Origin of the sequence: Anoxybacillus sp. FSL W8-0382 (genome assembly GCF_038003845.1) — a bacterium.
Classification (GTDB): domain Bacteria; phylum Bacillota; class Bacilli; order Bacillales; family Anoxybacillaceae; genus Anoxybacillus; species Anoxybacillus flavithermus_G.
Window position 1 is genome coordinate 1,974,958 of sequence record NZ_JBBOPX010000001.1, and the last position, 21,831, is coordinate 1,996,788.

General features: G+C 44.0%; 31 protein-coding genes and 1 riboswitch. Of the genes, 10 read left to right on the top strand and 21 right to left on the bottom strand.

Annotated features, from left to right (window positions below; genetic code table 11):
* Positions 1-44 precede the first annotated feature (44 nt).
* Positions 45-890: a glucose PTS transporter transcription antiterminator GlcT gene (glcT, locus tag NSS60_RS10355; protein WP_004891380.1), complete on the bottom strand. Its 846-nt coding sequence runs from the start codon at positions 888-890 to the stop codon at positions 45-47.
* Between the two features lie 195 nt (positions 891-1,085).
* On the opposite strand from glcT, the gene NSS60_RS10360 reads away from it, so the two are divergent.
* Entirely contained in the window at positions 1,086-1,889 is an 804-nt protein-coding gene (locus NSS60_RS10360; RefSeq protein WP_004891383.1) for a Cof-type HAD-IIB family hydrolase, read from the top strand.
* A gap of 26 nt (positions 1,890-1,915) precedes the next feature.
* On the opposite strand, the gene NSS60_RS10365 is transcribed toward NSS60_RS10360, so the two are convergent.
* The 8 genes from NSS60_RS10365 to NSS60_RS10400 all read right to left on the bottom strand — a co-directional run bounded on the left by NSS60_RS10365 (position 1,916) and on the right by NSS60_RS10400 (position 8,759).
* A complete protein-coding gene (locus NSS60_RS10365) occupies positions 1,916-2,896 on the bottom strand; it encodes a C40 family peptidase (RefSeq protein ID WP_064214034.1) in 981 nt (326 codons plus the stop codon).
* Between the two features lie 173 nt (positions 2,897-3,069).
* Positions 3,070-3,420, bottom strand: coding sequence for a monovalent cation/H(+) antiporter subunit G (mnhG, locus tag NSS60_RS10370; RefSeq protein WP_077429818.1), 351 nt, complete (start codon positions 3,418-3,420; stop codon positions 3,070-3,072).
* A complete protein-coding gene (locus NSS60_RS10375; protein WP_004891389.1) occupies positions 3,401-3,679 on the bottom strand; it encodes a Na(+)/H(+) antiporter subunit F1 in 279 nt (92 codons plus the stop codon). The genes mnhG and NSS60_RS10375 overlap by 20 nt, the downstream gene beginning before the upstream one ends.
* Positions 3,676-4,152 carry a Na+/H+ antiporter subunit E gene (locus NSS60_RS10380; RefSeq protein WP_004891391.1) on the bottom strand — a complete coding sequence of 159 codons (477 nt, stop codon included), beginning with the start codon at positions 4,150-4,152 and terminating at the stop codon, positions 3,676-3,678. The genes NSS60_RS10375 and NSS60_RS10380 overlap by 4 nt, the downstream gene beginning before the upstream one ends.
* A gap of 6 nt (positions 4,153-4,158) precedes the next feature.
* On the bottom strand, positions 4,159-5,631 hold the full coding sequence (locus NSS60_RS10385) for a Na+/H+ antiporter subunit D (protein WP_004891393.1): 1,473 nt from the start codon (positions 5,629-5,631) through the stop codon (positions 4,159-4,161).
* Positions 5,624-5,956, bottom strand: coding sequence for a Na(+)/H(+) antiporter subunit C (locus NSS60_RS10390; protein ID WP_004891396.1), 333 nt, complete (start codon positions 5,954-5,956; stop codon positions 5,624-5,626). Before NSS60_RS10390 ends, NSS60_RS10385 begins: the two co-directional genes overlap by 8 nt.
* A complete protein-coding gene (locus tag NSS60_RS10395) occupies positions 5,956-6,378 on the bottom strand; it encodes a Na(+)/H(+) antiporter subunit B (protein WP_004891397.1) in 423 nt (140 codons plus the stop codon). The genes NSS60_RS10390 and NSS60_RS10395 overlap by 1 nt, the downstream gene beginning before the upstream one ends.
* Entirely contained in the window at positions 6,375-8,759 is a 2,385-nt protein-coding gene (locus NSS60_RS10400) for a Na+/H+ antiporter subunit A (RefSeq protein ID WP_004891400.1), read from the bottom strand. Before NSS60_RS10400 ends, NSS60_RS10395 begins: the two co-directional genes overlap by 4 nt.
* A gap of 113 nt (positions 8,760-8,872) precedes the next feature.
* Here NSS60_RS10400 and NSS60_RS10405 point away from each other — a divergent pair, with 113 nt between their 5' ends.
* On the top strand, positions 8,873-9,040 hold the full coding sequence (locus tag NSS60_RS10405) for a hypothetical protein (RefSeq protein ID WP_164875837.1): 168 nt from the start codon (positions 8,873-8,875) through the stop codon (positions 9,038-9,040).
* A 15-nt stretch (positions 9,041-9,055) separates the two neighbouring features.
* Here NSS60_RS10405 and NSS60_RS10410 read toward each other — a convergent pair whose 3' ends face one another.
* From NSS60_RS10410 to NSS60_RS10425, 4 genes are all read right to left on the bottom strand, one after another.
* The gene (locus NSS60_RS10410; RefSeq protein ID WP_004891403.1) at positions 9,056-9,199 is read right to left on the bottom strand and encodes a YvrJ family protein; all 144 of its coding nucleotides are present in this window, start codon (positions 9,197-9,199) and stop codon (positions 9,056-9,058) included.
* A 67-nt stretch (positions 9,200-9,266) separates the two neighbouring features.
* Positions 9,267-9,482 (bottom strand): DUF2922 domain-containing protein, encoded by a 216-nt coding sequence (locus NSS60_RS10415; RefSeq protein WP_004891406.1) that lies wholly within the window; start codon positions 9,480-9,482, stop codon positions 9,267-9,269.
* A gap of 12 nt (positions 9,483-9,494) precedes the next feature.
* Positions 9,495-9,698 carry a DUF1659 domain-containing protein gene (locus NSS60_RS10420; RefSeq protein ID WP_004891408.1) on the bottom strand — a complete coding sequence of 68 codons (204 nt, stop codon included), beginning with the start codon at positions 9,696-9,698 and terminating at the stop codon, positions 9,495-9,497.
* A 57-nt stretch (positions 9,699-9,755) separates the two neighbouring features.
* Entirely contained in the window at positions 9,756-10,064 is a 309-nt protein-coding gene (locus NSS60_RS10425; protein WP_004891410.1) for a winged helix-turn-helix transcriptional regulator, read from the bottom strand.
* 165 nt (positions 10,065-10,229) lie between these two features.
* On the opposite strand from NSS60_RS10425, the gene NSS60_RS10430 reads away from it, so the two are divergent.
* Together NSS60_RS10430 and NSS60_RS10435 are read left to right on the top strand one after the other, a co-directional pair.
* On the top strand, positions 10,230-11,411 hold the full coding sequence (locus NSS60_RS10430; RefSeq protein WP_088223189.1) for an IS701 family transposase: 1,182 nt from the start codon (positions 10,230-10,232) through the stop codon (positions 11,409-11,411).
* A gap of 139 nt (positions 11,412-11,550) precedes the next feature.
* Positions 11,551-12,153 carry a nitroreductase family protein gene (locus NSS60_RS10435; RefSeq protein ID WP_004891411.1) on the top strand — a complete coding sequence of 201 codons (603 nt, stop codon included), beginning with the start codon at positions 11,551-11,553 and terminating at the stop codon, positions 12,151-12,153.
* 19 nt (positions 12,154-12,172) lie between these two features.
* Here NSS60_RS10435 and NSS60_RS10440 read toward each other — a convergent pair whose 3' ends face one another.
* Both NSS60_RS10440 and NSS60_RS10445 read right to left on the bottom strand, forming a co-directional pair.
* The gene (locus NSS60_RS10440) at positions 12,173-13,429 is read right to left on the bottom strand and encodes an ATP-binding protein (RefSeq protein ID WP_004891414.1); all 1,257 of its coding nucleotides are present in this window, start codon (positions 13,427-13,429) and stop codon (positions 12,173-12,175) included.
* 21 nt (positions 13,430-13,450) lie between these two features.
* The gene (locus NSS60_RS10445; RefSeq protein WP_413431913.1) at positions 13,451-13,702 is read right to left on the bottom strand and encodes a YueH family protein; all 252 of its coding nucleotides are present in this window, start codon (positions 13,700-13,702) and stop codon (positions 13,451-13,453) included.
* Between the two features lie 247 nt (positions 13,703-13,949).
* Here NSS60_RS10445 and NSS60_RS10450 point away from each other — a divergent pair, with 247 nt between their 5' ends.
* The gene (locus tag NSS60_RS10450; RefSeq protein ID WP_004891419.1) at positions 13,950-14,438 is read left to right on the top strand and encodes a sigma-70 family RNA polymerase sigma factor; all 489 of its coding nucleotides are present in this window, start codon (positions 13,950-13,952) and stop codon (positions 14,436-14,438) included.
* Here NSS60_RS10450 and NSS60_RS10455 read toward each other — a convergent pair.
* Complete coding sequence (locus NSS60_RS10455) at positions 14,404-14,598, bottom strand: hypothetical protein (RefSeq protein WP_003396728.1); 195 nt, start codon at positions 14,596-14,598, stop codon at positions 14,404-14,406. The genes NSS60_RS10450 and NSS60_RS10455 overlap by 35 nt on opposite strands.
* A 433-nt stretch (positions 14,599-15,031) precedes the next feature.
* On the opposite strand from NSS60_RS10455, the gene NSS60_RS10460 reads away from it, so the two are divergent.
* The 3 genes from NSS60_RS10460 to NSS60_RS10470 all read left to right on the top strand — a co-directional run bounded on the left by NSS60_RS10460 (position 15,032) and on the right by NSS60_RS10470 (position 17,071).
* Complete coding sequence (locus NSS60_RS10460) at positions 15,032-16,261, top strand: IS110 family transposase (protein ID WP_064214420.1); 1,230 nt, start codon at positions 15,032-15,034, stop codon at positions 16,259-16,261.
* 283 nt (positions 16,262-16,544) lie between these two features.
* Positions 16,545-16,799, top strand: coding sequence for a hypothetical protein (locus tag NSS60_RS10465; RefSeq protein ID WP_004891424.1), 255 nt, complete (start codon positions 16,545-16,547; stop codon positions 16,797-16,799).
* Positions 16,800-16,894: 95 nt separating this feature from the next.
* On the top strand, positions 16,895-17,071 hold the full coding sequence (locus tag NSS60_RS10470) for a YkvS family protein (protein ID WP_003396733.1): 177 nt from the start codon (positions 16,895-16,897) through the stop codon (positions 17,069-17,071).
* A gap of 15 nt (positions 17,072-17,086) precedes the next feature.
* Here the strand turns inward: NSS60_RS10470 and NSS60_RS10475 are convergent, their stop codons facing one another.
* The 5 genes from NSS60_RS10475 to queC form a co-directional block, all read right to left on the bottom strand.
* Positions 17,087-17,776: an oxidoreductase gene (locus tag NSS60_RS10475; protein WP_035018776.1), complete on the bottom strand. Its 690-nt coding sequence runs from the start codon at positions 17,774-17,776 to the stop codon at positions 17,087-17,089.
* A gap of 119 nt (positions 17,777-17,895) precedes the next feature.
* Positions 17,896-18,387: a preQ(1) synthase gene (queF, locus tag NSS60_RS10480; protein ID WP_004891427.1), complete on the bottom strand. Its 492-nt coding sequence runs from the start codon at positions 18,385-18,387 to the stop codon at positions 17,896-17,898.
* A gap of 18 nt (positions 18,388-18,405) precedes the next feature.
* Entirely contained in the window at positions 18,406-19,128 is a 723-nt protein-coding gene (queE, locus tag NSS60_RS10485) for a 7-carboxy-7-deazaguanine synthase QueE (RefSeq protein ID WP_004891430.1), read from the bottom strand.
* Positions 19,128-19,565, bottom strand: coding sequence for a 6-carboxytetrahydropterin synthase QueD (gene queD, locus NSS60_RS10490; protein WP_004891431.1), 438 nt, complete (start codon positions 19,563-19,565; stop codon positions 19,128-19,130). The genes queE and queD overlap by 1 nt, the downstream gene beginning before the upstream one ends.
* Positions 19,562-20,227 (bottom strand): 7-cyano-7-deazaguanine synthase QueC, encoded by a 666-nt coding sequence (queC, locus tag NSS60_RS10495; RefSeq protein ID WP_004891434.1) that lies wholly within the window; start codon positions 20,225-20,227, stop codon positions 19,562-19,564. The genes queD and queC overlap by 4 nt, the downstream gene beginning before the upstream one ends.
* A gap of 75 nt (positions 20,228-20,302) precedes the next feature.
* Positions 20,303-20,347: riboswitch (PreQ1 riboswitch) on the bottom strand.
* 138 nt (positions 20,348-20,485) lie between these two features.
* Here queC and phoU point away from each other — a divergent pair.
* Both phoU and NSS60_RS10505 read left to right on the top strand, forming a co-directional pair.
* Positions 20,486-21,145, top strand: coding sequence for a phosphate signaling complex protein PhoU (gene phoU / locus NSS60_RS10500; RefSeq protein WP_004891436.1), 660 nt, complete (start codon positions 20,486-20,488; stop codon positions 21,143-21,145).
* Between the two features lie 96 nt (positions 21,146-21,241).
* On the top strand, positions 21,242-21,817 hold the full coding sequence (locus NSS60_RS10505) for a hypothetical protein (RefSeq protein WP_088223394.1): 576 nt from the start codon (positions 21,242-21,244) through the stop codon (positions 21,815-21,817).
* Positions 21,818-21,831: the final 14 nt, after the last annotated feature.

The window sequence follows — 21,831 nt, forward strand, 5'->3', positions numbered from 1 at the left end:
CTCATGCCTGATCGAATCAGTAACACGTAAAGATAAGTGCGTCGTTATTCACTTTTTCCAGTTAACCGCTGCAAGTGCAACGTTAAATATACGGCTTCGGCTTCATCTACCGGAAGCTGCAACGTTTGCTGCATAATTTTTATGAGCTTCCACGACAAATTATAACATAGCGGGTACGTCTCTTTCAATATATTCGACAATTTTTTTGGCTCTTCAATTTTTTCGCCTTTTTTCACGCGCTCAATCGCATAGCGCAAATGGCGGACAAATCGTAAATAATGAATGCTTTCACGATCAATGCGAATGTCGAGCTGTTCTTCAACAACGGACACGAGGCGGGAAATGAGCTGTGAATGTTGGTTCACTTCGGACAGTTGGTGATTTGTTAACGCACTATGAATGTGTAAAGCAATAAAGCCGATTTCCCCTTCCGGAAGCTCGATGTGTAACCGTTCATTCAACATGTTAACGACTTCTGTTGCTACGCCGTATTCAAGCGGATATAAACTTTTCGTTTCAACTAAAAATGGATTTTTAATGTCCATCCCTTGTTCTAATCGCTTGATTGCGAACAAAATATGATCTGTTAACGCCACGTGAATATGTTCGTTTAACGAGCTGTTCGTCCGCTTTTGAATGTGGCGAATGATATCGTTCATTAAGCCGATAAATTCTTCATCAACGTGTGGCAGCAATTTTTTATATTGTTCTTGTTCACGCTCATTTTTTAAAATGAACCATTTTTCTACACCTTTTTGTTCAATGACGTCCCCTTTTTTCTTGCCAAATCCAATTCCTTTTCCGATTAATACGACTTCATCATACGTCGGATGGGAGGCAATGAGCACGTTGTTGTTTAACACTTTTTCAATGCGAAACGATTGTTCCACGTCTAGTTCGCCCCTTTAAAAACGTTTACATTACTTTCAATGTTACGAAACGAACAAAGCTACGTCAATGGAAATGCGATGTTTTTTGTCAAGACAGCTATGGATGTTTTTTGACAAAAAGGTGTTTCAGTTGCACAAATGCATGTATTCGATTAAACTTTTGTTCATCATAAAAATGGAAGGAGCTTGCCAAGCATGATTCGACTCATTGTTACTGATTTAGACGGTACGCTGCTCGGTTATGACCGTCGTGTAAAAGAAGAAGATCGTGAAGCAGTCGTGCGCGCGATTACAAACGGTATCGACTTTGCTGTCGCTTCTGGACGAATGGACAATGAAATTTTAGAAGTGTTGAAAGAAATCGGTCATGACGCTCATCGCATTAGCCAAAACGGGGCATTCGTATACACAAGCGACCATCATCTTCTTCATCAGCGTACATTTGACCCAGCGCTTGCCCGTTCCATTTACGAACAAGCGCGCACACTTGAAGCGATCGTGCTCGTATGTAACGAACAAACGAGCTTTGTCGAAACAAAAACGGAACAAATGGAGCATATGCGATCGCGACTATTTTTCGATATTGTTGAAAAGAAACAGATGCTCGATGCGATCGGCCATGATCTTTCTCCATCAAAAATTACCGTTATTGCTGAAGAAGACGTCATCAATCGTTTTCAGTCGTTCGTTCATAAACAATGGGATCGATATGTCGATACGTTCATTTCTGAACCGCGCTGTTTAGATATTATGCCAAAACAAATTAGTAAAGGCGAGGCGCTTCGGTTGCTTATGAATCATCTCAACATTCAACCGGAAGACGTCGCTTGTTTTGGCGATTCATTTAACGATATCCCGATGTTTCGCCTCACTCCACATAGTTTCGTTATGTCGCATGCGCCCGAACAAGTAAAAAAAGAAGCTCGTTACATCGTTTCCTCTGTTCATGAAGCGATTGAAACGGTGCTAACGATAAACAAAAAGATGCCTCAAATGTAAGAGGCATCTTTTTGCTCGCTGCTCCGTTAAAAAAGACGAACAGCTTTGACCGCACGCGGCGCCCAATAAGGTCTCATATTCGCGAAAGCAACACCTGTGCTTGTGGCAGCGTGCAATAACGTCTCGCTATCTACAACGATGGAAACATGGTTAATGACTCCATCTCCTGTCGTATCAAAAAAGATTAAATCACCTTTGCGCACGCTCGCAAGCGGCACTTCTGTTCCAACCATCGCTTGTTCGCGCGATGTGCGCGGCAATGTAATACCATTTTCTCTATACACGCGGTGGGTAAACGATGAGCAATCAAAAACGTCTGTGCGCGTCGTTGGTGCACCGAACAAATACGCCGCTCCGAGATATTTTTTTCCTGTTTCAATAATCGCATTCGCTCGCTCTTCCCATGAAAGCGGCACGTTAATCGTTTGTCCAACGCGAATAAAGTTCACGTTTGTAATCGTTGGATTTAGTGCGAGTAAATCGTCTAACGTCACATTAAATTTTCTAGCAATCGTCGACAATATGTCGCCTGGTTGGACGATATACGATTTACTTGCGCTATTTGTCGGCGCTGTTGATGCCGGTCCCGGCGATATAAGTTGGCTTGTTGTATTTGTTGTATTCGTTGTCGGTACTGTTAACGTTTGGCCAACGTAAATGCGTTTTACGTCTGTAATCGTCGGGTTTAGTTCAAGAAGACGTGTAATGGTCGTATTATACTGCCGTGCGATCGTCGATAACGTATCGCCTCGCTGAATCGTATATGTTGTTGTTTGTGTCGTTGGCGCAGTTGTTTGTACATCAGGCACTTGCAATACTTGTCCGACATAAACGACATCTGTTGTTAATCGGTTCACTGTTTTTAATTCATTAACCGATATGCGGAACGTTTGAGCAATTTTCCATAACGAATCGCCCGACTTAACTGTATATTGTGCCGCATCAACCGCTTTTTCCCCTAAAAATAACGTCGATAATACCGCTCCAGCTACAATCGTCTTTTTCATCGCCCCAAACTCCTTCCTTTTTTGAAGCGCTTCCTTGCTCATATCATAACATGAAACTATTAATCTATTAACCGTATATTTTTAAACTATTCTTCCATTAAATTGAAATAAGCATAAATGAAAATGAAAGGAAGATGTGAGATGCCTTATACATTTTAAGAAAAAGCTGACGGTTATTTTCCGCCAGCTTTTTCTTTTAAATCATCACGAACCGTTCCTTCCCAGCGCGGCACGTTTGTGTAATACGCAGCGCGGCTAATGAGATGAGCCGCAACAGGAGATGTCATAAAAATAAACACGATGCCAAGCAAAAGCCGTGAGTTAAATTCACCGTTTTCAAGCAAAAAGTGAAAAAATGCACCGAGTAAAATGCACATCATGCCAAGCGTCGTGCTTTTGCTGATGGCATGGCTGCGCGTATATACATCCGGCAAACGAATCGCACCAACTGCCGACAAGAGCACGAGCACCGCTCCGAACAAAACAAGTGCTGCGACGAGCACATTACCGATCGCGATCACCACGTTCGATGACAACCCCTTTCTCTAAAAACTTCGCAAACGCGACCGTACCGACAAACGCTAAAATACCGATGAGCAAAATGACGTCTAAAAACGCGCTCGTATTTAGCAGTATAGAAACGATCGCAACGATCCCAGCGAGCGTAATGCCCATCGCATCTAGAGCAATCACTCGATCAGCAGCGCTTGGACCTTTGACAACGCGGTATAAAAAACCAACCATCGCTATAGAAAGAATAACGAGAGCTACATTCCAAATCATTTGCTCACCTCCATAATCGTTTTCTCAAACGATTGCTTAATGCTTTGAATCGCTTCTTGCACATCTGGACTATTTAAGGCGTGAATATACAACGTGCTTTTATCATCAGATACATCTAAAACGAGCGTACCTGGCGTGAGCGTAATGAGCATCGCTAACAATGTAATTTCCCATTCTTTTTTTAATTGTGTCGGCAAAGCGAAAATGGCAGGTTGAATCGTTAACGAACGTTGCATAACGACTTTCGCTACGGCGATGTTTGATAAAATGAGCTCTTTGAAAAAAATGAACAGCAATTTGATGATGACAAACACCGGAACGAGATAAAAACGCGAATGGAAGAATCGACGCAACATAAAAATAATAAGCAACCCGATGACGTACCCAATAATAAACGATGCCCCATTAAATGAAACGGTTAAAAACATCCAGACGAACGCTAAACATACATTTAATAAAATTTGAAATGCCATCGCTTTCTACTCCTTTAACACCGCTTGAATGTACATATTCGGATCCGCTAACACGTTAACCGCGTCGACGACAAACGGACGGATAAATTCAATTCCAACTCCATATGCAATAGATAAAACGAGAAGCAACAATACAGGAACGAATCGTCCATCGAGCGGCTTTCTTTCAAATCCTTTTTCCTCACCCCAAAAGCCGTTCATAAATATTTTCATGACCGAATACAACACGAGCAAGCTGGACAATAAGATGACAATTGCCTCGAAAAGCAAACCAGCATGCAAACTTGCTTTCACAATTAATAACTTTCCGATAAATCCGCTAAGCGGCGGAATGCCTGCAAGCGACAATGCAGCGATGAAAAATGACCACCCAAGCAGCGGATAAGACGACATTAACCCCGAAAATGAACGAATGTTATTTGAACTAGTGATGGAAAAAACAATACCGACTAGTAAAAATAATGTTGCTTTCATGACCATATCTTGCAACATGTAAAAAATCGTTCCTTCTAAACTTTCTGGCGTCATCATCGCTACCCCAAAAATCATAACGCCGACTGCAACGATAATGTTGTAAATGACGATATAGCGCATATCGTTATATGCAACTGCTCCAATGACACCGATGACGATCGTGCCGAGCGCAAGCCAAGCGAGCAACGTATGCGTGTAGCCGACATCACTCGTAAATAAAAGCGTAAACGTGCGCAAAATCGAGTACACACCAACCTTTGTCAACAAACCTCCAAACAAGGCTAATATCGGGGTAGGCGGGGCGTAATAGGCTGCTGGAAGCCAAAAATATAGCGGAAAAATCGCTCCTTTTAAACCAAATACGATAATAAACAATACCGCAATAACCGTTAAAATAGGCGACATTCCTATTTCGCTTATACGCTCCGCTAAATGCGCCATATTTAACGTACCTGTTACTGCATATAAATACGCGACTCCAACGACAAATAGCGCCGAAGAAATAACGTTCACAAGCGTATATTTAATCGCTTCACGCAGCTGTATTTTCGTGCCTCCGAGCACAAACAGCACGTAAGACGACATAAGCATCACTTCAAAAAAGACGAACAAGTTGAACAAATCACCTGTCGTAAACGCCCCATTCACACCGACGATTAAAAATTGAAAAAATGAATAGTAATAAAACGTCTCTCTCTTATGCCCAATCGCATAAAACGAATATAGTAAACAAGCGAGCGCGATGATGCTCGTCGTCAATACGAGTAAAGCGGACAGCGAATCGGACACGAGCGTAATACCGAATGGCGCGGGCCAATTTCCGACGTTTAACGTTTGAATGCCGTCTGTATGCACACGATAAAGCAAGGCGCTGCTTGCGACGACTAAACTCATCGTTGCAAGCGCAGAGACAGCGCGTTGCCAAAGCACGTGCTTCGGAAAGAAAATAAGAATAATGGCTGTGACAAGCGGAATGAGAATAGGCAAAAGCAGAAGGTTATTCATCTCCCTTCATCCCTTCTATATGATCTGTTCCAATTTCTTGGTACGAACGGTATGCCAACACTAAGAAAAACGCTGTTACCCCAAAACTAATGACGATCGCTGTTAAAATGAGTGCTTGCGGCAACGGATCGACGTATCGTGCCGCCTTCTCCCCTAAAAGCGGAGGCGCTCCAACTTTTAACCCCCCCATCGTTAACAATAAAAGATGGGCACCATGACTGAGCAAACCCGTCCCGATAATAATGCGGAGCAAACTTTTGCTGAGCAACAAGTATGTCGCAGCGGTAAATAAACAACCGATAACGACAATCATAATCAGTTCCATTAGTGACTCTCCCCTATCGTTTCGATAATAATCATCGTCACGCCAATAACGACAAAGTAAACTCCTAAATCAAACAGCACAGCTGTATGAAGAGAAGTATAATCAAGCAACGGCAAATGAACGTATTCGTACGCATGCGTTAAAAATGGGCGGTCAAGAAACATGCTGCTCATGCCCGTTCCGACCGCAAACAACAATCCGATGGCGACAAGCCATTTATAATTAATCGGAATCATTTTTCGAACTGTTTCAATGTCGAACGCCAAAAGCAACAACACGATCGCACCAGCAGTCATCAATCCCCCAATAAATCCACCGCCCGGATAATAGTGCCCAGCAAAAAACAGTCGGACGGAAAATAAAACGATGATTGGTACGACGACAGCTGTGATTGTTCGCAAAACGACATCATTTCGCCTCATTTTTCATCCTCCTTCGCTAGCCGCAATTTCACCATTGCGTAAATACCTAAAGCAGCAATCGCTAACACACATATTTCAAACAACGTATCAAAACCACGGAAATCAACTAAAATGACGTTAACCATATTTTTCCCGGCCGCTTTTTCATACGTATTGTCCACATAATATTGTGAAATCGAATCGAAATGCTTTCCTGCGTAAGCTAAAAAGGCAATGACGCTGACCGTCACCCCGACCGCAATGGAAATGAAGGCATTTCCTAAGTGAAAACCGACGCTTTCTTGCTTTTGGCTAAACTTCGGCAAATGATAAAAACAAAGTAAAAAGAGCGCAGCGGAAATCGTTTCGATCACAAGCTGCGTCAACGCTAAATCAGGCGCGCGAAACAGAACGAAAAACAGCGCGACCCCGTAACCGACTGCCCCTAGTGAAACGATCGCTGTTAAACGCGATTTAGCAACAACTGTTGTCGCTGTTGCAACGACCATGGCAACTGCCAATACGATTTCATACACTCGCACAGGCGCCAAATGACTTAAATCGATATGCCATTGTTTTTTCAAACCGACCGTAAACAGAAGCAAAGCAACACTCGCCGTAAAAATGTACATTAAATACGTGCGCATCGAGCCGGTCATGATGCGCGACATGAGCGACTGTGATCCCCTTTCCATCCAAATGAAAGATTGGTCATAAACGAAATTTAAAGACATGCGTTCGGAGAGGCGATTATATAGTCCGCTCCATTTCGAAAACGTGCGATACAGCAGCATTCCGAACAATAATACCCCAATCGTCATAAAAAGCTCAGGGGTAAAACCGTGCCAATGCGAAATATATATATCGATTTGTTCGTTTGGTGCAAACAATCCGTACAATACCGCATATACCGCTGGTCCTAACACAGAGTGAGATAACACGTTCGGCACAATGCCAATGACTACAACGAGCGACGCTAACACGATCGGTGCAACGAGCATGCCAAGCGGCGCTTCATGCGCTTCTTTTTCTAATAAATGTGGCTTGTACGTTCCAAAAAATGTTCGACTCACTAACAATACGCTGTATAAAAACGTAAAAATGCTCGCTACCCAAGCAACAACGGGTAAAATAACGGCCCATGCTTGTACGTCTTTTGCACGCAACATGGCGGTAAAAAACATTTCTTTACTTAAAAAGCCGTTAAATGGTGGCAAGCCTGCCATCGAAAGCGAGCCGATCAATGCGATTGTAAACGTGATCGGCATGATCGTCATTAATCCGCCAAGCCGTCGAATGTCACGCGTCCCCGTTTCATGATCGACGATGCCGACAACCATAAATAAACTACCTTTAAACGTCGCGTGGTTAAACAGATGGAAAATCGCTGCTAAAACTGCGACCATAAATAAATTTTCTTCCATCCAATCGTAATGAAACGCAAGCCCACCGACGCCTAAAAGCGATGTAATGAGCCCGAGCTGGCTGACAGTTGAGTAAGCTAAAATTGCTTTTAAATCGGTTTGTTTCGACGCTAAAAACGATGCCCAAAATAACGTTACAAGCCCGACGAGCGCAACTGTCCAAACCCAAAGAGAAGATACGGCAAAAATAGGTGTCAAGCGCGCAATTAAATAAATGCCTGCTTTCACCATTGTCGCTGAATGCAAATAGGCACTAACAGGCGTTGGTGCTTCCATCGCGTCAGGTAACCAAATATAGAATGGAAATTGGGCTGACTTCGTAAAAGCACCAAACAAAATAAGGAAAAGTGCAGGAATAAAGAGGGCATGTTCTGTTAACGAGGCTTGCATGAGCTCACGAACGCTATACGTCCCACCTGCGATGGCAAGGGCAACAAATCCCCCGAGCATAAGCAATCCACCAAACATTGTAATAAACATCGATTTTTGCGCCCCGTAGCGCGAACGATCACGTTTATACCAATAAGCGATGAGCAAAAACGACGAAATGGACGTCAACTCCCAAAAGACGTATAACGCAATGAGGTGATCGGATAACACGATCCCAAGCATCGCGCCCATAAATAAAAGCAAGTAGACGTAAAAGTTGCCAAGCTGTTCTTTTTCTTTTTGTAAGTAGTAAATGGAATACAGTACAACGAGCGAACCGATTCCGGTAATCAATAGGGCAAACAACAAACTTAATCCATCGACATATGCGTCGAACGAAATGTCGAGCGACGGAATCCAAGGCATCGTTGCTCGAACAACTTCGTATTTGCGCACTTCGTCCATATAAGACAAAAAATAAATGAATAGCGCGATAGGGAGTGGAAGAACAAACCATCCGACATGAAGCGAACGAACAAATTTGTATAAAAACGGAACAAGTATCGCCAACAAAAATGGCGCCAACATCGTCATATGTAATGTTGACATAAAAAAAATCAACCTCCTTCTGACATAGCAATCCTCTTTTTTGTACGAGTCATATGTATAAAAAGTTTCATTTTTTTCAAAATAAATGATAAAAGAAAGAAAGGAGTAACGCAATGATTCTTTTCCTTATGCTCACCATCATGATCGATAACTATGATACAGTGGAGAAAAAAATTGAGCCTTCCATTTACGCGACGGTAAACGAAAGGCATTATGAGCCGTTTCAACCGAGACAATACATTCGTAAAATCGAAAAGCATGAGGAAAAAACAAAAAAATAAAAAGAAAACACCCATTTAGCTAGGTGTTTTCCATTGCTCGCCTAACGTGCGAATCGAGTCGATGATGGCATCTAATTTGCCTTCAATCCGATGCAGTAAATAAAACGTGACCGCAATCGGAAAACCGACATCGGAAAGAAGTGACAAATATGCTTCCATCTTGCTCATCCCTTTCTATGTGATATACATAACAAGGTGCCCCGACGCGCAGGGCACCTTTCATCGTTTATGCAAACGTCCATTGTGTCACAGTTGTGTCAATGAGGCGCGCTCCTTTTTTCGCGATAAGATCGCCTCCGCTCGATGGAAAGACGTTTGCCGCAATGATCACGTCCATCACGTTAGCCACTTGTGTTTCTGTCACATCGTCGCGCGGGGCATCCACGCTTAAGCGAACCGTCTTTCCTTCTTCATTCACAAACTGTAATTCAAGCGTTTTCATTCATTATCCCCCCTATTCACCTAATACATGCACATCGTTGCGATACACGTGAACGAGCGGAGCGCTTTGCAAAGAGGCAAGCGCTTGGGCAACAGAGACGAGCGAGCTTTCCGTTGCGTTTGGCTTAATCGTATACGTTTTGTTTTTATATAGCGGTTTGCCCGTTTCTGTCACACCGACTTCAAACGTTAAGCGAAGTTGAGAACGTTGAAGCATGTCTCTCCCCTCCTTTCACTTATTACTATCGCAACGACGAGCGTAAAAGGTTAGGGACTACATCCATTTTTCTGCCCATACTTGCACAGCTTCCATCACAATGCGCAAATCTTTCCCTTTGTCCGTTAATTCATATTCAATGCGCACAGGCTTTTCAGGATACACATGACGAACGACAATTTGTTTTTCTTCCAACTCTTTTAATCGTTCTGTTAACATTTTTTGGCTAATTTCTGGAATGCTTTCTGCTAAATCTTTAAACCGAAGCGGTCCGCGAAATAAAACGTGAATAATAAGTCCATTCCATCGCTTCCCAAGCAGCTGAAACGCTGCTTCAATTTTCGGACAGACATGCGAATGTTCCATCAATCATCACCCTATGCATGAAATTTGACAAACTTATTATAACTAACTGTAGATGAGCAAATTTACTAACATAAATTTACAACCAAACAAAAAAGAAGACATGAACCCGATTCCTTGGTTAGAATAGATGTGCCAACAAACCATTCACAAGGAGGTTCATGTCTCATGAATAGATTAGCACATCACCAAGGAATCCACAAGTTTTTGACGATGTTGGGGTTGGCCCTTTATTTCTCGAAACCTGTCATGAAGCATCTCGTTCATATCGTGGATGCGATGATTACAAAGGGCTTTTCGGGAACGCTGACCGATCTACATCATGGGAGTTTTCATCCGAACCATCGCACGACACTGAGCCATTTTTTCACGAAAAGCCCATGGGAGGAAGAGACGCTGCTTCGCAAACTCCAACAGTGGGTGCTTCATCGTGTCGAACGCAGCTCGAAACGAGAGAATCAACCCATTTTTGTTTCGATCGATGATACGATTTGCCAAAAAACGAAGCCCTCGTCACGGGCAACACACGCCATTCAAGGGTGTGATTGGCACTATTCTCACGCAGAGAAAAAGTCGATCTGGGGACATTCTCTCGTTTGGCTCATGGTTCATACGATGACCCAAGCGTTTCCTTTTGCCTTTCGCCTCTACGACAAGACGGTGGGGAAAAGCAAAGGGGAACTCGCGATCGAGATGCTTTCTTCGTTGGATGTGAGTCGACCCGTTTATGTGCTCATGGACTCTTGGTATCCATCGAAAACCCTCGTGGGAGCCTGCTTAAAAAAAGGGTTCCACGTCATCGCGATGCTGAAGACGAATCGGATTCTCTATCCAAAAGGGACGGCCATTCAAGCAAAAGAATTTGCCAAATCTATGGAGCCACGGGATACCCGCCTCGTCACGGTGGGAAAAGAGCGTTATCGGGTGTATCGCTACGAAGGCGCTCTGAACGGTCTCAAGGATGCCGTGGTGCTGCTCGCATGGAAAGCCGATCAGCCGATGACGCCGAAACATCTTCATTGCGTCTTGAGCACCGATCGCGAGCTAAGCGATGAAGAGATCTTGCGCTACTATGCTGCACGTTGGTCGATCGAATGTTTTTTCCGTCAAGCGAAAGACCAGCTGAAACTCGATGGATACCGCGTTCGCGGGCGTCGGGCGGTGAAACGGTATTGGATCTTGGTGCAACTTGCGTATGTGTACAGCATGTTCGAGTCTAACAGTGATTTTTCGGATGGGCTCGATCTCCTGCGCAAGAGAAAAGGACATAGCCTCGTGGAGTTCATTTATCGTGCAGCAAAACAAAATATTCCCATTGATACCGTGAAAAAACAGCTCCACGTGGCATAAGGGGTACCCTGTTTGTCTCTTTTTAAATGGTAATTATTGTAACGAAAATTGCTCAACTACAGTAACTAAGTTAGCATAAATATTGTTACTTATAAAAAGTAAGTAAAGATATTTTTGTGTGTATAAAAGGAGGATATATATGCTTTCGGTTATTGAACAACGACAATCCGTTCGAAAATATGATCCAACTGCAACAATTTCGAAAGAACAATTAACGAAACTGTTGCAGTTAGCAGGCAAGGCGCCTTCTGCTTGGAATTTGCAACATTGGCATTTCATCGTCTTCTACGGAAAGGAAGCGCAACAAAAGCTCCTTCCGATCGCTTACAATCAACAACAAATCGTTGAGGCGTCTGCGGTCGTTGCGGTGCTCGGCGACTTACAAGCTCATCAAAAAATAGATGCGGTGTACGATCCGCTCGTCGCAGAAGGAAAGATGACGAAAGACATTAAAGAAACGCTCGCTAAACAAATTGAAAGCGCGTATACGAATGCGCAATATGCCCGTGACGCCGCCTTCACAAACGCATCGTTAGCTGCCATGCAATTGATGCTTGCTGCCAAAGCAGAAGGGTTCGACACATGCGCCATCGGCGGTTTTGACCCACAAGCATTTATGAAAACATTCCATATTCCAGACCGATACGTTCCTGTCATGCTAATTACGATCGGAAAAGCGGCCGCTCCTGCCCATTCGTCGTACCGTTTACCGATTGATGAGCTCACGACATGGATACAATGATCATAAAAATGACCCGTTGTTACGACGGGTCATTTTTATGAAGCGGCAACACGATATGAACCTTTGTTCCTTCGCCGACTTTGCTTTCGATGTGCATCGTTCCTTTATGTTCATGAACGATTTTCATGCTCGTCGTTAAGCCGAGACCCATGCCTTTTTCTTTTAACGTATAAAACGGTTCCCCGATATGTTTCAACCGTTCTTGTTCAATGCCTTTTCCTGTATCTTCAATAACAAGATGGACGCGATCGTCTTCGTCTTCCGTTGTGATCGTCAGCACCCCCCCTTTCGGCATCGCTTCGAGTGCGTTTTTTACCACGTTGACGACGACTTGAATGAGCTCATTTTTATCGCCGTACACGATCGCTGTCGTGCGCGGTTCGTATTTGATTTGCACGTTTTGCAAAATCGCCTCGTACGTAAACAGCTCGATGACGTAATCGATGACATCGTTTAAATGAAGTGGTTTATACGCTTTCATTTGCGGCTTAGCGAGCACGAGAAGTTGGGTGACGATTTGATTCACGCGCTCAATTTCGTCTAACATAATTTGCACGAACCGCTCATCTACTTGTTTCGTTTCTTTCATCATTTGTAAAAAGCCTTTAATCGATGTGAGCGGGTTGCGAATTTCGTGGGCGATGCCTGCCGCCAATTCGCCGATAACCGATAGTTTTTCTTTTTTCAATAACAGCTGCTCTGCCACTTTTTGTTGCGTAATGTCGCGCCCGATGACGACAAGCCCTTTTCGTTTCCCATTTTCGTAAAATAGCGGCACTTTAATGACGTCAAACGTTTTCATTTCACCGTTCGGCATCGGAAACGATTCGTCTGCGCGCGTTACCGTTTTCGCTCGCCACGCTTCTTCATCGGAATCAATGCAATAAAGCAGCGCTTCGCGAAAATGCGGAGTATATTCCGCGAGCTCGGCATCCGTTTTTCCTTTATAATCGACATGCTCGAGCCCGTATAACTTCAATCCAAATTCGTTCACTCTTAGCCAGCGTCCTTGTCCATCTTTAAACGATACGAAATCAGGCATCGCATGAATGAGCGTCAACAATTCTTGCTCCCTTTCGCTCATTTGCTTTAACGCGCGATGTTTTTTTAAGGCGATATACATAAATACCGCCGATAGCACGACAAAAAGCGACCCTTTTAAAGTTTGCACGTATGGCGCGATATGTGATGGAACAGGCAACTTGTCTACATACAAGTCAGTCAATATAATCCAAGCGAAACTAACAATTACATAGAGGAAAACGGCGTATTTCATTTGACAACGGAACCTTTCTTTTTACATTTCACGCATCCATTGCGCGAGCTTCACCGCAAGCGATCGCACATATTGTTCGTCCAACACGCGCCGGAGCGAGTGATGTAAGCGTGATTCAATATTCGCTAAATCGTCATAAGTCACTTGCATAGACCATTCTAAATAAGGAATGGCAACAACGATATATTGTTCCTTTTTATTTTCGTAAATGTATACGTTTTGTTGTGACGATTGTTCATTTATGATCGTTTTTCTTATTTTCATGTTGCTCATACCTTTCCACTTTTTATCATGATAGCACAAAATTTTCCCATTGTTCAAAACATTTTTTTCGTAAACGCTCCATTTCCCCACCGTTTTCCGCCCCATATTCCTTATTTCCTTAAGGAATATGATGCATATGCGAACATGTCAACCGGTTCGTTCGCTCTATTTTCCGATTCGCGCCAAACGAGCCGCTTTGATAAGCTAAACGTACCGCGGAATCATCGAGGGCGCGCTTTCGGGAAAGGAAGCACATATGTCGTTTGAAACGGTCGTCGAGCAATATCGTCCGCTTATTTCTTACATCATTCGCAAGCTGCATATTCGCCGTCACGTCGTCGATGAGTATATGCAAATCGGGCTCATCGCACTTTGGGAAGCGTACGAGCGATACGATGAGACGAAAGGATCGTTTCATTCGTTTGCGTTTAAAATGATTCGTTGGCGCATCATATCACAGTTGCGTAAAGAAACGAAAAACGTCGCCGTTCCGTTATTAGACGAACAAATGTTGAAAGAAGACGTTGATTTTTTTACCGACATCATATGGGAAGACGCAATGCGCGACATGACGCCGCGCGAGCGAATATGGCTCGTTCGCCATGTCATCGAAGGAAAGACGTTGAAACAAATTGCCGATGAAGAAGGCGTTACCGTCCATGCGGTGAAACAATGGCGCATATCCGCTGTAAAAAAGCTGAAGCGATACGTTAACTGCGCGGCTCATCCATGTAGTAATAAATGACATCACCGCCGCGCTGGGCGACGCCGCGAAAATGTTTGAAATCTTCTTGTTGGACGAGCACATGGCGAAACGTTAAAAAATGTTCTTTTTTCACAAGGAGATGTGGAATGTTTCGCGTGCGTAACTGTTCAATATGTTGTTTCGCTTCTTGCTCAGTCACGTTCATCCCTCCCTCGTATAGTATGTTTAGAAAGATTTTTAAATCGAATTTCCAGTTGGATATGCTCCTTGACAATCGCATATGTGTAAGTGATTTGCCCACGGGGGAGGGGCGCGCCCCTCCCCCGTGGATGGCACTACATCGGGGTTGGACTTTTCGCGATGTTCTTGGATAATGGTCTTAGGATCATCGGGGACACTCTTCTCTCTCCTGTAGCTTTGACTACTTAGAAAGTCTGTCTCCCCGGCTCCTGTTCGGACTTCTAACCCGCAGGCTGTTCCCGTTGGTTTCCCATGCTGGAAGGAGCAGCTTCCAGGCAGCCCATGGCCCAACGTGAGTTCTCATATGCGAGGGTGACTGGTCAACAGGCGCGGTCCGGGGGCATCCCGAAGAGTCCCAACCCCACGATCCTACTACGATTGGAGGTGATCTCATGAAACTCTACGTCGGGATTGACGTGAGCTCAACGGACTTATACACGTGTATCATGGATCAAGAAGGAAACACGTGCGCCCAATTCAAGGTGGACAATCATCTCCTTGGCGCGACCTTCCTTCGCGATCAAATCCTCCTGTGGGCCAACAAGCTCCAACCATCCGAAATTCTCATCGGGATGGAAGCCACTTCGGTCTACAGCTGGCATCCAGCGATGTTTTTCCACCAACAGGAGGAGCTGAAGTCTTGGAATGTCAAGGTGTTTACCATCAATCCAAAGCTCATTCGCAAATTTAAAGAAGCGTACACTGACTTGGATAAAACGGACGGCATCGATGCGTGGATCATCGCCGATCGGCTTCGCTTTGGCCGTTTGAAAGTGACAGCTGTCATGCAAGAACAGTTTATCGCCCTTCAACGGCTCACGCGCATGCGCTATCATCTCGTCCATCAGCTGACTCGGGAAAAGCAGTACTTCCTCCAACACTTGTTTTACAAGTGCAGTTCCTTTACCCAAGAGGTGGACAGCTCCGTGTTCGGACATGCCATCTTAGAGCTTCTTCTCGAGTCGTTTAGCTTAGACGAAATCAGTCAGATGGACGTGCAACAGCTCGCTGACTTCTTGCGCCAAAAAGGACGCAATCGCTTTGCCGATCCGGAATGCATCGCCAAGTCCATTCAAAAGGCGGCTCGTTCGTCGTATCGGCTTTCCAAATGTGTCGAGGATTCCATCGACTTGCTTTTAGGGCTATCGATTCAATCCATCCGTAGCCTTCAAGCGCAAATTAAAGAGCTAGATAAAGCGATTACTCGCCATTTGGAAGGCATCCCAAATACGTTACAAACGATTCCCGGCATTGGTCCGGTCTACGCCGCTGGCATCTTAGCCGAAATTGGACAAATCGAGCGCTTTGACAACCAAGCCGCCTTAGCAAAGTATGCAGGTTTGACTTGGTCTAAGCACCAGTCCGGTCGGTTCCAAGCCGAGGAGACTTCCCTCATTCGTTCCGGCAATCGCTATCTCCGTTACTACCTAGTGGAGGCTGCCAACTCGGTACAACGGCATGATGCGTCGTTTCGCACCTATTACCGGAAGAAGTATGAGGAAGTACCAAAGCACCAACACAAACGAGCCCTCGTCCTCACCGCTCGAAAACTCGTGCGTGTGATCGATGCGCTGCTACGCAACGGTCAAATCTACACGCCAAGAAAGGGGGAAGATCGATAGGGGTATCGATCTAACTGATTTTGCATTAAAACCCAGTTAATGACATAAGACAAGACTGGGCTTCTTAAGTATTGCCTTTTTTCGGGTCATCGGACAATCGAATTTCCAATTTCGATGATTTTTCACCTTGACATATTACCGCAGGACTTTCTTTGTTTTAACGCGCTTCAATGGGAATGTCAATACGATGTGCGAATGCCTAATTTTGTTATATTGACACACGTCTATAAAAAACGCACATACAATGTTGGTGGATTCTAAATGAAAGAAAGGAAGATGAACGATGAATGACTGGAATATGTATGAAGATTTCCGCATGGATCAACAAATGGTGCCACAACAAGCGCAGCCGATGCCGCAAATGATGCCAATGCCACAACAAATGCCGCAAATGATGCCAATGCCGCAAATGATGCCGGGCGATTGCGGCTGTGGCACTCCGGTCGGACCGATGTGGCCGCAAATGCCGTTCCCACAAATGCCGCAACAAATGCCATATTGGCCGGGCATGCCGATGCCGTATTGGCCACAGCGCTAAAATTGTTTTCTAGTTAAAAATGCCCTTTACGAATGAGGAAAAATCATGCAAAATAGAAAAAAGGTTTAAAAATTCAAAAGTAAAGGGGATTTTCAATGAAAAAAGCGCAAATTGGCGACGTCATTGAATTTAAAAATGGGCTGCGGGGAATCGTTGAAAAAGTAAACGAAAATTCTGTGATTGTCGATTTAACGTACATGGAAAACTATAAAGAACTCGACTTGCAAGAACGAACGGTCGTCAATCATAAAAACTACAAAATTGTGGAATAACGAGAAGAGGGCTGCTTATTGTTGATGAGACAGCCCTCTTTTTTGTTCACATTGCCCTTTCATTTCGCTACATTCGTAAATATATACACCTTGCTTTTCCGAAAGCGCGGCACGATACATCGCTTCCGCCACTTGCTTAGCTGCAATCGGTTTATATTTTTCCCATTTGCCAACGAATGCAAATGAAAAACCGGAACATAGCCATTCCGCTGTTTTTTCGCCGAGGCGAAATTCTTCGCGCGCTCCTGTCAACAAAGACGGACGGAAAATGTGAAGTGAACGAATCGTCAGTCGCTGCAACGCCTCTTCCGTTTCCCCTTTGACGCGATTGTAAAAAAACATCGAGTGCGGATCAGCACCGATCGCAGAAACGAATAAAAACGTTTTGACGTGACATTTTTCCGCCAGTTTTGCGGCACGCAACGTATATTCGTAATCAACTTTAATAAATTGTTGTCTCGTCTTTGCTTTTTTCATCGTCGTCCCTAAACAGCTAAATACGTCATCCACGTGGAAATATTCTTCGTATTGTTCAATTCGGTCAAAATCGACGATGACTTGTTGTAATTTTTCATGTGTACAAGCGATAGGCTTTCGCACAAACACCGTCACTCGTTCATAATGCTCTGAACGAAGCAATCGCTCGAGAAGCTCGCCTCCGACCAATCCGGTTGCTCCGATCAAAAGAGCCGTTCTCTGTCTCAAATGAAGACCCCCCAAACGAAAAAAGGTTCATAACAATTTGTCATTATATACCCGTTTACGAAAAAAAACTAGCTATTATTTTTGAATTTTTTAAGGCTGGCTTATGCAAGCCAGCCCCATTAACGATTATCGACTTTTTCCGGATATAAATCGTGATTTAACAAACGATATTCTGCCATTTGTTCATATTTCGTTCCTGGGCGACCCCAGTTGCAGTAAGGGTCGATCGAAATGCCGCCGCGCGGCGTAAATTTGCCCCACACTTCAATATAGCGTGGCTCCATGACGCGAATTAAGTCGTTCATAATAATATTGACGCAATCTTCATGGAAATCACCATGATTGCGGAAGCTAAATAAATATAACTTGAGCGACTTACTTTCAACACATTTTTTATCAGGAATGTAACTAATGTAAATAGTAGCAAAATCTGGTTGATTCGTTTTCGGGCATAGGCTCGTGAACTCCGGACAGTTAAATTTGACGAAATAGTCGCGGTCTGGATGTTTGTTATCGAACACTTCAAGAATGTCAGGACTATATTCGAATACATATTTCGTTCCTTGGTTGCCAAGAAGTGTGACGCCTTGTAGTTCTTCATCTTTTCTCATCGCTTTCTCCTCCTTTAGTTATACGCCGCGGCGATTGCCCCATAATAACGTGTGTAGTTGTGGCAAGACGCGGACGTTGTTCATCTCTTTAGACTGTACTACTTTGTCAACGAGCCATTCAAGCTTTTGTAATAGGTTTAGGCGAAGAATCACATCGTCTGCTTCATGTATATGATCGTTGCCTACTTGCACGTAAAACGGAACGGACGGATAACGTTGATGCACATACGTCGCATAAGAAAAATCTTCATCGTTAAACACGACAACTTTTAAACTCACATGCCCGCGATGCGCTGTGAGTCGTTCCATTATCGTATCAAGCATTGTAAAATTTGTTTCCATATTTGAACTTGGCGGCTTTGGTGAAATCGTTAAATCGTCAATGTCATAAAACCAATCTTGCCATACGCTTCCTTGCGTTTCTAAGCCGATGCGCATGTTATGTTCTTTTAATAATGAAATAAGAGCACGAAGTCCTTTTAATAACGCTGGGTTGCCTCCAGAAATCGTCACGTGGTTAAAACGGTCACCACCAAGTTGTTTCAGCTGTTGCCAAATGTCTTCCGCCGTCATTTGCTTTACTTCATCTTTTGCAGAACCGTCCCACGTAAACGATGAATCGCACCAACGGCAACGGTAGTCGCATCCCGCTGTGCGCACAAACATCGTTTTTTGTCCGATGACCATCCCTTCCCCTTGAATGGTCGGTCCGAATATTTCAATGACCGGGATGCGCTCCATTATTGTTTCCCTGCTTTCGGACGATATACGACGTAGCTTGTTGGGGACTCGCGCACAAACACTTGCACGCACGTCGGTTTGTTTGGCAGCGTGTCTAAATGCGCTTGAACAATTTCCGCAATTTTCCGCGCCACCACTTCTGTCGTCGGAAAATGTTCGGCCGATGTATTGCTAAATAAATCTGTATGGTCATTCATCACCGTATGATCGAAACGGTTGTGAACAATTTTTTTCAACTGTTGAAAGTTAATTAAAAAGCCTGATTCATCGAGTTCATCGCCTGCGACAGTAATGTTGACAAAATACGTATGCCCGTGCATATTCGCGCACTGCCCCGCCGCTTCGTGCGGAATAAAGTGCGCTGCAGCGATTTGCATATCTTTATTTAGCTCGTAGCGAAACGGGTGTATCACTTGCGGATAAATTTGTTGAATCATTGCGCATCTGCTCCTTTCTTCTCATTCATATACTGGTCGAGACCGCGTTTGCGCAACACGCACGCCGGGCATTCGCCGCAGCCGTCTGCGATGATGCCGTTGTAGCATGTGAGCGTTTGCGTGCGCACAAATTCAAGCGCTCCCAACTCATCAGCAAGCTTCCACGTTTCCGCTTTATTGAGCCACATGAGCGGCGTATGAATGACAAATTGGTAATCCATCGCTAAGTTAAGCGTGACGTTTAGCGATTTAATGAATACATCACGGCAATCTGGGTAGCCGCTAAAGTCCGTTTCACATACACCTGTCACCAGATGGCGTGCTCCTTTTTGTTTCGCAAGCACCGCCGCAAACGATAAAAATAATAAATTGCGCCCATCGACAAACGTGGACGGCAATTGTCCTTCTTTTTGCTCGATTGCTATATCGCTTCTTGTAAGCGCATTTGGTGCGAGCTGATTTAATAGCGACATATCAAGCACCGTATGCGGCACTTCCAGCTGTTTTGCGATCGATGCAGCAACGTCAATTTCAAGCCGGTGGCGTTGATTGTAATCGAACGTTACAGCTTCGACTTCAGCGAAATGCTTTTTCGCCCAAAATAAACAAGTCGTGCTATCTTGGCCGCCACTAAACACGACGACTGCTTTTTCTTTTTTCATCTTTCGCTCCCCTTTCTAACATCGTGAGAAGAAAGAGCGTTCTAAAACAAAAAAGCTATCCCTCTACGGACATAGCTATCCCTAGTTTTTTTATAGAGGGTGTTCTAGAACCTCTCCTGCGCCGCGCACAGAATTCTTCTTCAATTGTACGCCTAACAATATATCATAAAACATATATTCATTCTACAAAAAAATTATGCTTTATTTGTGAACTGTTTTCAGGATATAATAACAACAAAAAAAGTTAGGTGATTCAACATGACAAAACGCCCTACATTTGATGCAGCGCTTCAACAACTGCGAGAAAAATTAATGACGATGGTGTCTGCTTCCCAACATGCTTTACACGAAGCAATTGAAGCACTCAAAACACAAGATTTGGCGAAAGCGGACGAAATTATCGAAAATGATAAAAAAATTAATGAGTTTGAGCGCGAAATTAATGAGCTTGCGATTATGACGATTTTAAAGCAACAACCGGTCGCATCCGATTTACGCCGATTAATTGTTGCGCTAAAAATTTCATCTGATGTAGAACGCATCGGAGATATCGCTGTCAACATCGCCAAATCCGTCAAATTTATCGGCACAGAGCCACACGTGAAACCGATCGTTCACATTCCTGAAATGGCAGCAATCGTCAATGAAATGTTAGATCATGCGCTTCATGCGTTCCATAACGATGATATTGAAGAAGCGAAACGCATTGCGCTTGAAGATGATCGCGTAGATGAGTTGCAAGGAAAAATTATTCAAGAATTAATCGACTTAATGAGCGAAAAACCTGAGTTTACAAACCAAATTACACAATTATCGTTTGTGACGCGCAATCTTGAGCGCGCTGGCGACCATGTAACAAACATCGCTGAAAATATTTTATATAGCGTTAAAGGAATTCGTATTGATTTAAATTATTAAACATTCGGATGCCTCATACCGTTTGAGGCATCTTTTTATTATGTCGATTTTTCTATGATCTGGTGATATAATCGTGTCGGGGGGAGGTGAGTGAACATGGATGAGATGCTCAAACGTATTTTCGATGAACTTGCATCGCTACGCAAACATATGGCTACAAAAGACGACATCGCCAGCATCGAACAACGTATGGCTACAAAAGACGATATCGCCGCCATGGACAAGCGTATCGGGCACATTGAGCAAACGATGGCCACGAAAGACGATATCGCCAGCATCGAACAACGTATGGCCACGAAAGATGATATCGCCAGCATCGAACAACGTATGGCTACAAAAGACGATATCGCCAGCATCGAACAACGTATGGCCACGAAAGACGATATCGCCAGCATCGAACAACGTATGGCTACAAAAGACGATATCGCCAGCATCGAACAACGTATGGCCACGAAAGATGACATCGCAGATCTTCCTCTTATTAAACAAGCTGTATTTGAAATACTAGAGGCAGTCAATGAAATCCCAACGATCAAGCAAAACCTCGCTGACATGTCCGAGAAACTTGAAGATGTCATCGCAACCCAAGCACGACACGAGCTCGCGATTCAGTCGCTTGCTGTTCGATCACTTGTACATGAAAACGAAATTCGTGCACTAAAAGCAAAATAACGACGCAAAAGGCT

What these genes read in the sequence shown, in the direction of transcription:
- queF (WP_004891427.1), bottom strand. Translation starts at nt 18,387, where the DNA reads ATGAGAAAAGATGAAGAACTACAAGGCGTCACACTTCTTGGCAACCAA.
- NSS60_RS10410 (WP_004891403.1), bottom strand. Translation starts at nt 9,199, where the DNA reads ATGGAAGCATATTTGTCACTTCTTTCCGATGTCGGTTTTCCGATTGCG.
- NSS60_RS10385 (WP_004891393.1), bottom strand. Translation starts at nt 5,631, where the DNA reads ATGAATAACCTTCTGCTTTTGCCTATTCTCATTCCGCTTGTCACAGCC.
- NSS60_RS10375 (WP_004891389.1), bottom strand. Translation starts at nt 3,679, where the DNA reads ATGATTTGGAATGTAGCTCTCGTTATTCTTTCTATAGCGATGGTTGGT.
- NSS60_RS10395 (WP_004891397.1), bottom strand. Translation starts at nt 6,378, where the DNA reads ATGAGGCGAAATGATGTCGTTTTGCGAACAATCACAGCTGTCGTCGTA.
- NSS60_RS10415 (WP_004891406.1), bottom strand. Translation starts at nt 9,482, where the DNA reads ATGAAAACGCTTGAATTACAGTTTGTGAATGAAGAAGGAAAGACGGTT.
- NSS60_RS10450 (WP_004891419.1), top strand. Translation starts at nt 13,950, where the DNA reads ATGTCGTTTGAAACGGTCGTCGAGCAATATCGTCCGCTTATTTCTTAC.
- NSS60_RS10420 (WP_004891408.1), bottom strand. Translation starts at nt 9,698, where the DNA reads ATGCTTCAACGTTCTCAACTTCGCTTAACGTTTGAAGTCGGTGTGACA.
- queC (WP_004891434.1), bottom strand. Translation starts at nt 20,227, where the DNA reads ATGAAAAAAGAAAAAGCAGTCGTCGTGTTTAGTGGCGGCCAAGATAGC.
- phoU (WP_004891436.1), top strand. Translation starts at nt 20,486, where the DNA reads ATGACAAAACGCCCTACATTTGATGCAGCGCTTCAACAACTGCGAGAA.
- NSS60_RS10405 (WP_164875837.1), top strand. Translation starts at nt 8,873, where the DNA reads ATGATTCTTTTCCTTATGCTCACCATCATGATCGATAACTATGATACA.
- NSS60_RS10465 (WP_004891424.1), top strand. Translation starts at nt 16,545, where the DNA reads ATGAATGACTGGAATATGTATGAAGATTTCCGCATGGATCAACAAATG.
- NSS60_RS10390 (WP_004891396.1), bottom strand. Translation starts at nt 5,956, where the DNA reads ATGGAACTGATTATGATTGTCGTTATCGGTTGTTTATTTACCGCTGCG.
- NSS60_RS10470 (WP_003396733.1), top strand. Translation starts at nt 16,895, where the DNA reads ATGAAAAAAGCGCAAATTGGCGACGTCATTGAATTTAAAAATGGGCTG.
- NSS60_RS10430 (WP_088223189.1), top strand. Translation starts at nt 10,230, where the DNA reads ATGAATAGATTAGCACATCACCAAGGAATCCACAAGTTTTTGACGATG.
- NSS60_RS10380 (WP_004891391.1), bottom strand. Translation starts at nt 4,152, where the DNA reads ATGGCATTTCAAATTTTATTAAATGTATGTTTAGCGTTCGTCTGGATG.
- queD (WP_004891431.1), bottom strand. Translation starts at nt 19,565, where the DNA reads ATGATTCAACAAATTTATCCGCAAGTGATACACCCGTTTCGCTACGAG.
- NSS60_RS10425 (WP_004891410.1), bottom strand. Translation starts at nt 10,064, where the DNA reads ATGGAACATTCGCATGTCTGTCCGAAAATTGAAGCAGCGTTTCAGCTG.
- NSS60_RS10460 (WP_064214420.1), top strand. Translation starts at nt 15,032, where the DNA reads ATGAAACTCTACGTCGGGATTGACGTGAGCTCAACGGACTTATACACG.
- NSS60_RS10435 (WP_004891411.1), top strand. Translation starts at nt 11,551, where the DNA reads ATGCTTTCGGTTATTGAACAACGACAATCCGTTCGAAAATATGATCCA.
- NSS60_RS10365 (WP_064214034.1), bottom strand. Translation starts at nt 2,896, where the DNA reads ATGAAAAAGACGATTGTAGCTGGAGCGGTATTATCGACGTTATTTTTA.
- NSS60_RS10440 (WP_004891414.1), bottom strand. Translation starts at nt 13,429, where the DNA reads ATGAAATACGCCGTTTTCCTCTATGTAATTGTTAGTTTCGCTTGGATT.
- NSS60_RS10400 (WP_004891400.1), bottom strand. Translation starts at nt 8,759, where the DNA reads ATGTCAACATTACATATGACGATGTTGGCGCCATTTTTGTTGGCGATA.
- queE (WP_004891430.1), bottom strand. Translation starts at nt 19,128, where the DNA reads ATGGAGCGCATCCCGGTCATTGAAATATTCGGACCGACCATTCAAGGG.
- NSS60_RS10360 (WP_004891383.1), top strand. Translation starts at nt 1,086, where the DNA reads ATGATTCGACTCATTGTTACTGATTTAGACGGTACGCTGCTCGGTTAT.
- NSS60_RS10505 (WP_088223394.1), top strand. Translation starts at nt 21,242, where the DNA reads ATGGATGAGATGCTCAAACGTATTTTCGATGAACTTGCATCGCTACGC.
- NSS60_RS10445 (WP_413431913.1), bottom strand. Translation starts at nt 13,702, where the DNA reads ATGAGCAACATGAAAATAAGAAAAACGATCATAAATGAACAATCGTCA.